We start from the raw sequence: 12,801 nt of genomic DNA on the forward strand, positions 1-12,801 counted from the left end.
CATATTCGATCCGGCCGTCCACCGCTGCGCGCCGTTCATTGCCAAGCCATGTTTCATCGCGCATGGTGCGGCGATGACGCGTCTTTCTTCCGTCGCCCTGCGGACCGCAGCGGCGCTTGCTCTCGGTGGCTGCGCAACGGCGGTGCCGCCGGTCGAGGTCACCCGCTTTCACGCCAATGCCGCCGCCGGCTGGGCGCCGGGGACGCGCTATGCCGTCGATCCCGCGCCGCTCGGCGATCCGGCGGCGACGATCGGTTCGGCGCAGCCGTCGCTCGAATGGGCGAGCTATCGCACCGCGGTCGAGCGGCAATTGCAGCTTCTGGGGCTGGTCGCGGCCGATTCGGGTGCGGCGGCGCCGCTGAAGGTCCGCATCGGCTTCGACCGCAGCGACCGGCAGACCGCGGGCAAGCGGTCGCCGGTGTCGGTCGGCGTCGGCGGCTCGACGGGCAGCTACGGCTCGGGCGTCGGGCTCGGCATCGGCCTCAACCTCGGCGGGGGGGCGCGGCAGATGCAGGACCTGCAGCTCAGCGTGCGCATCGACGACGGGGCGAGCGGGCAGGCCTTGTGGGAAGGGCGCGCGCTGACCGCGGTGCCGGTGAAGGCGCCCGCGGCGCAGCCATCGCTTGCCGCGGCCAAACTGGCCGAGGCCCTATTCAGGGGGTTCCCCGGCGAATCGGGACGCACTATCACGGTGCCATGACCATCAGCATCAACGCCGCTTTCGACAGCGGCAATATCGTCGTGGAGTCGCTCGCCGGCACGTCCGCCCGCCTCTCGATTCGCAAGGACCGCGAGTCCGACTTTTTCCAGTGGTTCCATTTCCGCGTCGCCTGCGCCGCGGGCGATGCGCTCGACCTGGCGATCACCGGCCTTGCCGATTCGGCCTATCCCGACGGCTGGCCGGGCTATGCCGCCTGCGCGAGCTATGACCGCGAACATTGGTTCCGGCTCGACACCGGCTATGAAGCTCAAACCGATGGCGGCACGCTGACGATTCGCCACACGGCCGAGGGGCCCTTGCTGTGGATCGCCTATTTCGCGCCCTATTCGATGGAGCGGCACCACGACCTGATCGCCTCGGCCGCCGAATGCGAAGGCGTCGCCTATCGCTGCCTCGGCACCAGCCTGGAGGGGCAGCCGATCGACTGCCTCGAAATGGGCGAGGGGCCGGTGCAGGTCTGGCTCTATGCGCGCCAGCATCCGGGCGAGAGCATGGCCGAATGGTGGATGGAGGGCGCGCTCGACATGCTCACCGATCCCGCCGACCCGCATGGCCGCTCGTTGCGGCGCAAGTGCCGCTTTCACATCGTGCCCAACATGAATCCCGACGGCTCGCGCCGCGGCCACCTGCGCACCAACCATGCCGGGGTGAACCTCAACCGCGAATGGCACGCGCCGTCCGCCGAGCGCAGCCCCGAGGTGCTGTGCGTCCGCAATGCGATGGACGAATCGGGGGTCGACTGGGCGATGGACGTCCACGGCGACGAGGCGATTCCCGCGGTCTTCCTCGCGGGGTTCGAGGGCATTCCGTCGCTGAAGCCCGAACAGCAGGAAAAATTCCTCGCCTTCCAGGCCGCGCTCGCCGCCGCGACGCCCGATTTCCAGACCGAACTGGGGTACGAGAGTTCGGCGCCGGGGCAGGCGAATCTGTCGATGTCGACGACCCAGCTCGCCGAACGCCATGGCGCGGTGTCGATGACGATCGAGATGCCGTTCAAGGACAACCGCGACCTGCCCGACCCGGTGCAGGGCTGGTCGCCCGACCGTTCCAAGCTGCTGGCGCGCGCGTGCCTCGAGACGCTCGACCGGATGCTGTAGTGCGAAAACGGGGCCCGGAAGACCGGGCCCCGTTCGTCATGCCCCGAGAGGGAGGGGCACAAGGATATGAGCGGGCGGGTCAGGCCGCCTGCTTGCTGCCGTTCTCGACCAGCGTCGGCTTGCTGTCGCCGATCGCGATCTTGTGCGGCTTCATCGCCTCGGGCACTTCGCGCACCAGATCGATGGTCAGCAGCCCGTCGGCGAGGTCGGCACGGTCCACCCGCACGAAGTCGGCGAGCTGGAAGCGGCGCTCGAAGGCGCGCGTCGCGATGCCGCTGTAGAGCAGCTTGCGCTCCTCGCCTTCCCTGGCGGGCGCCTTGCGGCCGGTGATCGCCAGCATGTTCTGCTGCGCGGTGATGTCGATCTCGTCTTCCTTGAAGCCGGCGACCGCGATGGTGATGCGGAAATGATCGTCGGCGACCTTCTCGATGTCGAAGGGCGGATAATTTTCCGCCGAGCCGCTGCTCTCGAGGAAATCGAACAGCCGGTCGAAACCGACGGTCGAGCGGCGATAGGGGGTCCAGTCAAAACTGTTGCGCATGGGTCATTCCTTCCTTTCCAAGCGAAGTCATGGGGCTGCGGCAAAACCCGCCGCGGCCACCGTCCGGTCCCGTTCCGGCGACCGGATGCGATCAATCTGGTAACGGCCGAAACCATTTCAAGGGGGCATTGGCGTTCCGCGAAAAGCCGCGCTAAGGGGGCCGCGAATCCCCTCCAGCCGAAGGACAGACCATGCCGCAGCTCATCCTCATCCGTCACGGCCAGTCGCAGTGGAACCTCGAGAACCGCTTCACCGGCTGGTGGGATGTCGATGTGACCGAAAAGGGCGCAGCCGAGGCGTGGGCGGCGGGCGAGCTGATGAAGGCGAAGGGCATCGCGCCCGACGTCGGCTTCACCTCGGTCCAGACGCGCGCGATCAAGACGATGAACCTCGCGCTCGAGGCGATGGGGCGGCTGTGGCTGCCGGTCACCAAGGACTGGCATCTGAACGAACGCCACTATGGCGGGCTGACCGGGCTCGACAAGGCCGAGACCGCGGCGAAGCACGGCGACGATCAGGTGAAGATCTGGCGCCGCAGCTTCGACGTCCCGCCGCCGCCGCTCGACCCGGGCTCGCCGTGGGACCTGTCGCACGATCCGCGCTATGCCGGGATCGCGGTGCCCGCGACCGAAAGCCTGAAGGACACGATCGCGCGCGTCCTGCCCTATTATGAAAGCGCGATCGTGCCCGAACTCAAGGCCGGAAAGACGGTGCTGGTCTCGGCACACGGCAACAGCCTGCGCGCGCTGGTCAAGCATCTGTCGGGCATTTCGGATGCCGATATCACCGGCCTCGAAATCCCGACCGGCCAGCCGATCGTCTATGATCTGGCGGCCGACCTGACGCCGGGCGAACGCTATTATCTGAGCGAGCGCTGAGCCGGCCCCGCGCCGCGAACGGGGCGGATCATATCTGGCCCGTCACGGTGAGCTGGAAATAGCGGCCATAGGCGCGCCGCCGGCTTTCGCCGAAGGCGACGGGGCCGTCGCGCCGGTCGACGAAGACGGTGCGGTCGTAGCCGTCCTTCTGCTCCGCGAGATTGCGGTAGGACAGCTTGACGGTGAAGCCCGCGACATTCTTGTGCTCGACGAAGGCGGTGACGAACGGGCCGGCGGTATATTCGCGCCGGATCGTGTCGAGCCGGAAGCCGGGGCTGAGGCGCTCGTCCGAATAGCCGCCGCCCCAGGCGAAATCGGTTCCCGGCACGTCGTGGCGCAGGCTGAGGTCGGCGATATAATCCTGCCCGAAGCTCTGCTCGCGCCACGCGCCGGTCAGCGGGTCACGCACGCGGTTGCGTCGCCAGGTGACGTCGGCGTTGATCCGCGCGCCGCGCCACCCCAGCGGATCGAGCAGCAGCGTCCCCTTGGTCGTGATGCGATAGAGATGCGCGGGCGGCAGGTTGCCGCGCCCCTCCTCGTTCGGCGACAGCGGGATCTGGTCGACCAGATCCTGCGCATAGGCATAGGCGAGAGCGATCGACGCATGGCCCCAGCGGCCCATGTCCTGCACCACTTCCAGCTCGGTGCGGTTGACGATGGGCGGGACGAGTTCGCCGTTGCCCGTGTTCCCCTGATTGTTCGCGACGTCGACCGAGCTGGCGAAATCGAAGAAGTCGAGCTGGTCGACGCGGCGCTGGAGCAGCCAGTTGATCGTCGTCGCCGGCCCGACCTTCCACGCGAGCGCGAACTTGCCCTTCGGCCGGACGAAGCGCCGCGTCAGCCCGCCCGGCCCCGACGAGGTCAGTTCGCTATATTCGGCGGCGAGGTTGAGCTGCGCGGTCAGGTTGGGCGCCAGCGCCCGGCCCCAGGTCAGCGACGCTTCGGCGCGCCTTTCCTCGACCTCGGTCCGCTCGCCGCCGAAGGCGACGGGAAGGAAGCTGCCGTCGGCCTGGAGCAGCGCATATTCGGCATCGACGTCGAGCGTGTTGTAGGCGCCTTCGAGCGCGACCTGCCAGTCGGTGCCGCCAGCGGTGCGCCAGCCATATTCGCCGCGCAGGATCGATTCGCCTTCGTCGGCGGTCTGGCTGAAGCGTTCGCCGCTGCGCCCGCCCACCGCGCGATCGACGATGAAGGTATCAACGAAGGGGCTGTGCTCGAACCGGTAGAGAGCGATCAGCTTGAGCCGCCCGCCGGCGAGACCGAGTTCGTAATCGCCGCCGATGTCGTAGTTATATTCGTCCTCGGTCACGGTGAACAGTTCGTCGACCCGGCCGATGCCCGGCTGGACCGATTCGCCGCGGGTGCGGTTGTCGATCCGCTGCAATTGGCCGCCGACGCTGGCGTTCCACTTGTTGCCGTTCGCCGTCGTGCGCGTCAGCGCCGCCGACAGGCGCGGCGGATCGTTATAATAGCTGGCGTGCTCGTCGCGCACGAAGCGCAGGGCGCCGGCGCCGTCGAACACGCGCTCCGGGCCCCAATGCCCCTGCCGCGTCGCTTCGTTCTTCAGGCTCAGCGTCACGCCGGTGCCGCCGATCCGCCCGGTCGTCGAAATCTCGCCGTTCAGCCAGTTGTTCGCGAGCCGCGACCGCCATTCGGGTTGCCAGCGCAGCGTCGTCTTGAAGCCGCCGCCGCCTTGGCGGCCGGCGACGAGGACGACATTGGCGACCTGTCCGGTCAGCCCCGGCACGTTCAGGCTGGCGCCGTCGACGATGTCGATATGCGCGACGTCGCTGGCGGCGATGCGCGCCAGCGCCGTGCGTGCGTCGGTCGCCTTGCTGGCGATCCGCTCGCCGTCGATCAGCACATTCTCGGTCGCCTGCCCCAGCCCGCGCTCGCCGCCGTTGGTGCCGGTGACGATCAGGAAGCCGGGAACCTTCTCGACCATGTCGAGCGCGGTGCGCGGTGCGAACCGGGCGAGATCGCCGGGCGTGTAGCGCTGCGCGCCCGCGACGGGCGTGGCGATCGGCGGCGGGTCGTCGCCCGTCACCTCCTGCGCGGCGGCGGGCAGGGCGGACAACGACGCCGTCACGGCGATCGAAGAGATGCGAATCCAGGCTGGCACTTTTCCTCCCCCGTCGCAGCCCTCGACGAGGAGGTCGCGCGCTTCATGCGAATAGTTCGCAATAGGGAGGGTGCACGCGCTTGTCTACCAACGCCCGTCGGGCGTCGACGGGCGGCGGGCGGAGGGTCGCGGCGTCAGTCGCGCAGCAGCTCGTTGATGGCGGTCTTGGCGCGCGTCTGCGCATCGACACGCTTGACGATCACCGCGCAATAGAGCGACGGACCCGGGCTGCCGTCGGGGAGCGGCTTGCCGGGCAGCGAGCCGGGGACGACCACCGCATAGGCGGGTACCTCGCCGACGAACACATCACCCGTCGCGCGGTCGACGATCTTGGTCGATGCGCCGAGGTAGACGCCCATCGACAGCACCGCGCCCTCGCGCACGATCACCCCTTCGGCAACCTCGGCGCGGGCGCCGATGAAGGCGCCGTCCTCGATCACCACCGGGCCGGCCTGCAGCGGTTCGAGCACGCCGCCGATCCCGGCGCCGCCCGACAGGTGGACGCCCGCGCCGATCTGCGCGCAGCTTCCCACCGTCGCCCAGGTGTCGACCATCGTTCCTTCGCCGACGCGCGCGCCGATGTTGACGAAGCTGGGCATCAGCACCGCGCCCTTGCCGATATGCGCGCCGTGGCGGACGATCGCGCCCGGCACCGCGCGGAAGCCCGCGTCGCGGAAGCGGTTGTCGCCCCAGCCGGCGAATTTCGACGGCACCTTGTCCCACCAGGTCGCGCCGCCGGGGCCGCCCTCGATCAGCGCCATGTCATTGAGACGAAAGGACAGCAGCACCGCCTTCTTCAGCCACTGGTTGACCTGCCATGTTCCGGCATCGTCGCGCTCGGCGACGCGCAGGCTGCCGTCGTCGAGCCCGCCGAGCGCCGCCTCGACCGCGTCGCGCACCGGCCCCCGCGTCGTCACGCCCACCGTGTCGCGCGCATCCCAGGCGGCCTCGATCGTCTTCTGCAGGTCGGTCGTCATGAAAATCCCCAAGATTGCGGCAAGCTGTCGAGCCAGTCGGCGATGTCGGTGACGTGGAAATCGACATGCTCCGGCCGGTGGTCGCGATGGCCGCTTTCGCTGCCGTTGTCCAGCCACACGGTGGTCATTCCCAGCGCCTTTGCCGGGGTCAGGTTGCGCGTCATGTCCTCGACGAACAGGCTGGTCGCCGGGTCGACGCCGAGATGGCCGATCATCGCCGCATAGGCGGCGGTGTCGGGCTTGGGCGCATAGCCGGTGACGCGGATGTCGCAGATGCCGTCGAACAGGTCGGCGATCCCGCGCGCGTCGAGCACGCGCGCGGCATAGTCGGCATCGGCATTGGTGAACACCAGCCGCCGCCCCGGCAGCCGGGCGAGCCCGGCGCGCAGCCGCGCGTCGGGGCCGATGCGGTCGAGCGCGATGGCGTGGACGTCGGTCAGGAAATCCTCGGGATCGACGCCGTGATGGCGCATCAGCCCCGCCATCGTCGTGCCGTGATCGTGAAAATAGCGCTTCTGCACCCGCCGCGCCTCCGCGGCGTCGCAGCCCAGCAGCCGCATGATGAAGGCGCCCATGCGCGCGTCGATCAGGTCGAACAGCTTCGCCGACGGCGGGTAGAGCGTGTTGTCGAGATCGAAGATCCAGCTGTCGATATGGTCGATGGGCAGAGGAGGGGGCGGGGCCATGGCGCGGCGCTTAGGGCTTCGGGGCGGCGGCGGCAAGCGCGGCGCGGAGCGCCCGCCAGCGCGCGAGCTTCGCGTCGAAGCCGATGGTGTGGGCGGCGCTGCTCGACGGCAGGTCGATCAGCGTCACGCCGGGCAGCGGCGGCAGTTGCCGCCGTCCGATCGCCGCGGCCTTGCCGCCGTTGAATCCGATCATGCGCAGGTCGGGCAGCGTCGCGACCAGCGCGGCGAGATCATGCGGCCGTGCCTCGCGGATGTCGCCGTCGCTGCTGGTCCGCCGCTCGGCGCTGTGGATCACGTCCCACAGGCCGATGTGCGCGGCGCGCAGCGCGGCGAGCCGCTGATCGTAGGGCAGCAGCGCGAGCGGCCGGTCGATCACCGCGCCGAGCAGGCGCCAGAACTGGTTGGTCGGATGCGCATAATATTGCCGCTCGGCCAGCGAGCGCGCGCCGGGCAGGCTGCCGAGGATCAGCAGCCGCGCGTCGGCGGCGACGTGCGGGGCAAAGCTGGCGTGGCGCGTCGCGGTCATGCGGCGGGGCTATCGGCGGAATGGCGCGCCGACAAGCCGGCAGCGACGCGATCGGCGCAAGACGGTTCTTCTTGACCGGCAGGGGAATCGCCGCTAGGGGCGCCCGGTTCGAAAACGGCGGATGTCCGTCCTTTCGAGTCACAACAGCGCTTGAACATTGCTGGCGCGGATGGAGCCTCCGGAAGATCGTAGCGATCCGCCGGGGTCTTTTGCTGTTATCAGGTCGGCCTTTCTCACGACGGGACGAAGCTTCATCCACCGCGGTAGAGTAACCGTTCGCTCCCCCCTGAAACGGAGGGATGCGGACACGAAAAGGTGAAGCATTCATGCCCACGATCAACCAGCTGGTCCGCAAGGGCCGGACGCCGCAGAAGGCGAAGTCCAAGGTCCCGGCGATGGAAGCGAACCCGCAGAAGCGCGGCGTTTGCACCCGTGTCTATACGACGACCCCGAAGAAGCCGAACTCGGCGCTCCGCAAGGTGGCCAAGGTTCGCCTGACCAACCAGCGCGAGGTCATCTCCTACATCCCCGGCGAAGGCCACAACCTGCAGGAACACAGCGTCGTGCTGATCCGCGGCGGCCGCGTGCGCGACCTTCCCGGCGTGCGCTATCACGTCCTGCGCGGCGTGCTCGACACCCAGGGGGTGAAGGACCGCAAGCAGAGCCGTTCGAAGTACGGCGCGAAGCGGCCGAAGTAAGGCACCGCCTCCTCATCGCTATTTGATCGTCCCGCGAGCGCCTTGCGCCGGGATGCTGTTGCAAAGGAATATCCCATGGCTCGTCGTCGCCGTCCCGAACGTCGCGAAATCCTGCCCGACCCCCGTTTCGGGGATGTCGTGCTGTCCAAGTTCATGAACAGCGTCATGCTCGACGGCAAGAAGTCCGTCGCCGAACGCATCGTCTATGGCGCGCTCGAATCGGTCGAGGCCCGCGCGAAGAAGGAACCGCTCGGCGTGTTCCACGAAGCGCTCGCCAACATCCGTCCGAGCATCGAGGTCCGCAGCCGCCGCGTCGGCGGTGCGACCTACCAGGTCCCCGTCGAGGTCCGCCCCGACCGCGCGCAGGCGCTGGCGATCCGCTGGCTGATCACCGCGGCGCGCAACCGCAGCGAGACGACGATGGCCGCGCGCCTGTCGGGCGAGCTGCTCGACGCGTCGAACAATCGCGGCAACGCGGTGAAGAAGCGCGAGGACACGCACCGCATGGCCGAGGCCAACCGCGCCTTCAGCCACTACCGCTGGTAACGGCGGGGCCGGTTGGCCTCCGCTGATTAAGCGCGCGGACGCATCGCGCGTCTCGCAATCGTAACACATCTTCCTATATCGGGGGCGGCCCCAAAGCCTCCCCCAAAACCCAAGGAAAAGACCATGGCCCGCAGCCATCCGCTCGAACGCTATCGCAATTTCGGTATCATGGCGCACATCGACGCCGGCAAGACCACGACGACCGAGCGCATCCTCTATTACACCGGCAAGAACTACAAGATCGGCGAAACCCACGAGGGTAGCGCGACGATGGACTGGATGGAGCAGGAGCAGGAGCGTGGCATCACGATCACCTCCGCCGCGACCACCTGTTTCTGGCGCGACCATCGGCTGAACATCATCGACACCCCCGGCCACGTCGACTTCACCATCGAGGTCGAGCGCAGCCTGCGCGTCCTCGACGGCGCGGTCGCCGCGTTCGACGGCGTTGCCGGCGTCGAGCCGCAGTCGGAAACCGTGTGGCGCCAGGCCGAGAAATACGGCGTGCCGCGCATGTGCTACATCAACAAGCTCGACCGTACCGGCGCGAACTTCTATTATTGCGTCCAGACGATCATCGACCGCCTCGGCGCGGTTCCGGCGCCGCTCTACCTGCCGATCGGCGCGGAGAGCGACTTCATCGGCCTCGTCGACCTCGTCGAAGAGCGCGGCATCGTCTGGAAGGACGAGAGCCTGGGCGCCGAGTTCGAATATATCGAGATTCCCGACGACCTGAAGGACAAGGCCGCCGAATATCGCGAAAAGCTGATCGAACTGGCCGTCGAGCAGGACGATGCGGCGATGGAAGCCTATCTCGAGGGCACGCTTCCCGACGTCGCCACGCTGAAGGCGCTGATCCGCAAGGGCACGCTGGCGCAGGCGTTCGTCCCCGTGCTGTGCGGCTCGTCGTTCAAGAACAAGGGCGTGCAGGCGCTGCTCGACGCGGTTGTCGACTATCTGCCGAGCCCGCTCGACATTCCCGACGTCCAGGGCATCAACCCGGCGAACGACGAACCCGACACGCGCGAGACGTCGGATTCGGCGCCGCTGTCGCTGCTCGCGTTCAAGATCATGAACGATCCGTTCGTCGGCTCGCTGACCTTCGCCCGCATCTATTCGGGCACGCTGAGCAAGGGCACCTACCTGAACTCGGTCAAGGACAAGAAGGAAAAGATCGGCCGCATGCTGCTGATGCATGCGAACAGCCGCGAGGACATCGACGAAGCCTATGCGGGCGACATCGTCGCGCTCGCCGGCCTCAAGGAAACCACGACGGGCGACACGATCTGCGCCTCGAACGCGCCGATCATCCTCGAGCGCATGGAATTCCCCGAGCCGGTGATCGAGCTGTCGGTCGAACCCAAGACCAAGGCCGACCAGGAGAAGATGGGCGTCGCGCTCAATCGTCTGGCCGCCGAGGACCCCAGCTTCCGCGTCTCGACCGACCATGAATCGGGCCAGACGATCATCAAGGGCATGGGCGAGCTTCACCTCGACATCCTCGTCGATCGCATGAAGCGCGAGTTCAAGGTCGAGGCGAACGTCGGCGCGCCGCAGGTGGCGTACCGCGAATCGCTCGCGAAGCCGGTCGAGGTTGACTACACCCACAAGAAGCAGTCGGGCGGCTCGGGCCAGTTCGGCCGCGTCAAGGTGCAGGTCACCCCGGGCGAGCGCGGCAGCGGCGTCACCTTCACCGACGAGATCAAGGGCGGCAACATCCCGCGCGAATATATCCCGGCGGTCGAGAAGGGCTTCCGCGAATCGGCGGAGAACGGCCACATGATCGGCTTCCCGATCATCGACTTCGACATCAAGCTGATCGACGGCGCCTATCACGACGTCGACTCGTCGGCGCTGGCGTTCGAGATCGCCGGCCGCGCGGCGATGCGCGAGGTGGCGGCGAAGGCCGGCATCAAGCTGCTCGAACCGGTGATGAAGGTCGAGGTGGTGACGCCCGAGGAATTCATGGGCGACGTGATCGGCGACCTCAACAGCCGTCGCGGGCAGATCCAGGGCACCGACACCCGCGGCAACGCGCAGGTGGTCGAGGCGATGGTGCCGCTCGCCAACATGTTCGGCTACGTCAACCAGCTCCGCAGCTTCACCCAGGGTCGTGCCCAGTACACGATGCAATTCTCTCACTATGAGGAAGTGCCGACGAACGTCGCCGAGGAAGTGAAGGCGAAGATGGCCTGACCGGCCGCCGGCCGTGCGGGGGTTGCCTCGCACGGCAAGACCTACTAAGGGCGGCGCCTGATTCAGGCAGGCTCGTCCGGGACTGATCAACTCAACACGCGAACAAGAAGGTTCAAGAAACATGGCCAAGGCTAAATTTGAGCGGACGAAGCCGCACTGCAACATCGGCACCATCGGTCACGTCGACCATGGCAAGACCTCGCTGACCGCGGCGATCTCGAAGGTTCTTTCGGAACGTGGCGGCGGCGCTGCGGTCGATTTCGCCAACATCGACAAGGCGCCCGAAGAGCGCGAGCGCGGCATCACCATCTCGACCTCGCACATCGAGTATGAGACCGATGCGCGCCACTATGCGCACGTCGACTGCCCGGGCCACGCCGACTATGTGAAGAACATGATCACCGGCGCCGCGCAGATGGACGGCGCGATCCTCGTCGTGTCGGCCGCCGACGGCCCGATGCCCCAGACCAAGGAGCACATCCTGCTCGCGAAGCAGGTCGGCGTTCCGACCATGGTCGTCTTCCTGAACAAGGTCGACCAGGTCGACGATCCCGAGCTGCTCGAGCTGGTCGAGCTCGAAATCCGCGAAGAGCTTTCGAAGCGCGACTTCGACGGCGACAATATTCCGATCATCGCGGGTTCGGCGCTCGCCGCCCTCGAAGGCCGCGACGACAACATCGGCAAGGAAGCCGTCCTGAAGCTGATGGAAGCCGTCGACAGCTGGATCCCGCAGCCGGAACGTCCGGTCGACCAGCCCTTCCTGATGCCGATCGAGGACGTGTTCTCGATCTCGGGCCGCGGCACCGTCGTGACCGGCCGTGTCGAGACCGGCATCATCAAGGTCGGTGAGGAAGTCGAGATCGTCGGCATCAAGGACACCAAGAAGACGACCGTCACCGGCGTCGAGATGTTCCGCAAGCTGCTCGATCAGGGCGAGGCCGGCGACAACATCGGCGCGCTGATCCGCGGCGTCGGCCGTGACGAGGTGGAGCGCGGCCAGGTCCTCGCGAAGCCCGGCTCGATCACCCCGCACACCGAGTTCACCTCGGAAGTCTATGTGCTGTCGAAGGACGAAGGCGGCCGTCACACGCCGTTCTTCGCCAACTATCGTCCGCAGTTCTACTTCCGCACCACCGACGTCACCGGCGAGGTCATCCTCCCCGAGGGCACCGAGATGGTGATGCCGGGCGACAACGTCCAGCTGTCGGTCAAGCTCATCGCCCCGATCGCCATGGACCAGGGCCTGCGCTTCGCGATCCGCGAAGGTGGCCGCACGGTCGGCGCAGGGGTTGTGGCGTCGATCACAAAGTAATATAGGGCCGCGAGCCGCGCGATTCGGACGAGTCGCGCGGCTCGTAGCTTACAGGTTTTGATGGCCTCTCCGGTCTCCCCGCGGGGACTCGGAACAGGCCATTTCGGCTCTTTCGCATCGTCAGACGGGATTCGACTGGAACAGTCATGGAAACGCAGAATATTCGCATTCGCCTGAAGGCCTTTGATCACCGCGTGCTCGATCAGGCCACCACCGACATCGCCGACACGGCGCGTCGGACGGGCGCCCTCATTCGCGGTCCCATCCCGCTGCCGACGCGTATCGAGAAGTTCACCGTGAACCGCGGCCCGCACATCGACAAGAAGTCGCGCGAGCAGTTCGAGGTGCGCACCCACAAGCGGCTGCTCGACATCGTGCAGCCCACCCCGCAGACGGTCGATGCGCTGATGAAGCTCGACCTCGCCGCGGGCGTGAACGTCGAAATCAAGCTGGCATAAGCCAGCGCAGCCCCGGACTCGATCCGGGGTCTCTATCGGCCAG

General features: G+C 67.3%; 13 protein-coding genes. 8 read left to right on the top strand and 5 right to left on the bottom strand.

Features of this window, described 5'->3' with window-relative positions:
• Nucleotides 1–73: 73 nt before the first annotated feature.
• Together SGRAN_RS01440 and SGRAN_RS01445 are read left to right on the top strand one after the other, a co-directional pair.
• Nucleotides 74–700: a DUF4136 domain-containing protein gene (locus SGRAN_RS01440; protein ID WP_067180093.1), complete on the top strand. Its 627-nt coding sequence runs from the start codon at nt 74–76 to the stop codon at nt 698–700.
• Nucleotides 697–1,818: a M14 family metallopeptidase gene (locus SGRAN_RS01445; RefSeq protein ID WP_067180096.1), complete on the top strand. Its 1,122-nt coding sequence runs from the start codon at nt 697–699 to the stop codon at nt 1,816–1,818. Before SGRAN_RS01440 ends, SGRAN_RS01445 begins: the two co-directional genes overlap by 4 nt.
• A gap of 79 nt (nt 1,819–1,897) precedes the next feature.
• Here the strand turns inward: SGRAN_RS01445 and SGRAN_RS01450 are convergent, their stop codons facing one another.
• A complete protein-coding gene (locus tag SGRAN_RS01450; RefSeq protein WP_067180099.1) occupies nt 1,898–2,359 on the bottom strand; it encodes an Hsp20 family protein in 462 nt (153 codons plus the stop codon).
• Between the two features lie 191 nt (nt 2,360–2,550).
• On the opposite strand from SGRAN_RS01450, the gene gpmA reads away from it, so the two are divergent.
• On the top strand, nt 2,551–3,237 hold the full coding sequence (gpmA, locus tag SGRAN_RS01455) for a 2,3-diphosphoglycerate-dependent phosphoglycerate mutase (protein WP_067180102.1): 687 nt from the start codon (nt 2,551–2,553) through the stop codon (nt 3,235–3,237).
• Between the two features lie 28 nt (nt 3,238–3,265).
• On the opposite strand, the gene SGRAN_RS01460 is transcribed toward gpmA, so the two are convergent.
• The 4 genes from SGRAN_RS01460 to SGRAN_RS01475 all read right to left on the bottom strand — a co-directional run bounded on the left by SGRAN_RS01460 (nt 3,266) and on the right by SGRAN_RS01475 (nt 7,548).
• The gene (locus SGRAN_RS01460) at nt 3,266–5,359 is read right to left on the bottom strand and encodes a TonB-dependent receptor (protein WP_067180106.1); all 2,094 of its coding nucleotides are present in this window, start codon (nt 5,357–5,359) and stop codon (nt 3,266–3,268) included.
• A gap of 134 nt (nt 5,360–5,493) precedes the next feature.
• Nucleotides 5,494–6,336: a 2,3,4,5-tetrahydropyridine-2,6-dicarboxylate N-succinyltransferase gene (gene dapD, locus SGRAN_RS01465; protein WP_067180108.1), complete on the bottom strand. Its 843-nt coding sequence runs from the start codon at nt 6,334–6,336 to the stop codon at nt 5,494–5,496.
• Nucleotides 6,333–7,022: a pyrimidine 5'-nucleotidase gene (locus tag SGRAN_RS01470; protein WP_067180111.1), complete on the bottom strand. Its 690-nt coding sequence runs from the start codon at nt 7,020–7,022 to the stop codon at nt 6,333–6,335. The genes dapD and SGRAN_RS01470 overlap by 4 nt, the downstream gene beginning before the upstream one ends.
• Nucleotides 7,023–7,032: 10 nt before the next feature.
• Nucleotides 7,033–7,548 carry a DNA-deoxyinosine glycosylase gene (locus tag SGRAN_RS01475; RefSeq protein ID WP_067180114.1) on the bottom strand — a complete coding sequence of 172 codons (516 nt, stop codon included), beginning with the start codon at nt 7,546–7,548 and terminating at the stop codon, nt 7,033–7,035.
• 326 nt (nt 7,549–7,874) lie between these two features.
• Between SGRAN_RS01475 and rpsL the strand changes: the two genes are divergently transcribed.
• The 5 genes from rpsL to rpsJ all read left to right on the top strand — a co-directional run bounded on the left by rpsL (nt 7,875) and on the right by rpsJ (nt 12,758).
• Complete coding sequence (gene rpsL / locus SGRAN_RS01480) at nt 7,875–8,246, top strand: 30S ribosomal protein S12 (protein ID WP_067108793.1); 372 nt, start codon at nt 7,875–7,877, stop codon at nt 8,244–8,246.
• A gap of 75 nt (nt 8,247–8,321) precedes the next feature.
• Nucleotides 8,322–8,792 carry a 30S ribosomal protein S7 gene (gene rpsG, locus SGRAN_RS01485; protein WP_067108789.1) on the top strand — a complete coding sequence of 157 codons (471 nt, stop codon included), beginning with the start codon at nt 8,322–8,324 and terminating at the stop codon, nt 8,790–8,792.
• Nucleotides 8,793–8,915: 123 nt separating this feature from the next.
• Complete coding sequence (gene fusA, locus SGRAN_RS01490) at nt 8,916–10,988, top strand: elongation factor G (protein ID WP_067180118.1); 2,073 nt, start codon at nt 8,916–8,918, stop codon at nt 10,986–10,988.
• A gap of 121 nt (nt 10,989–11,109) precedes the next feature.
• Complete coding sequence (tuf, locus tag SGRAN_RS01495) at nt 11,110–12,300, top strand: elongation factor Tu (protein ID WP_067180121.1); 1,191 nt, start codon at nt 11,110–11,112, stop codon at nt 12,298–12,300.
• A 146-nt stretch (nt 12,301–12,446) separates the two neighbouring features.
• Nucleotides 12,447–12,758, top strand: a complete 312-nt coding sequence (rpsJ, locus tag SGRAN_RS01500) for a 30S ribosomal protein S10 (RefSeq protein ID WP_011543089.1) — start codon at nt 12,447–12,449, stop codon at nt 12,756–12,758.
• Nucleotides 12,759–12,801 lie beyond the last annotated feature (43 nt).

It is taken from the genome of Sphingopyxis granuli (assembly GCF_001559015.1).
Classification (GTDB): domain Bacteria; phylum Pseudomonadota; class Alphaproteobacteria; order Sphingomonadales; family Sphingomonadaceae; genus Sphingopyxis; species Sphingopyxis granuli.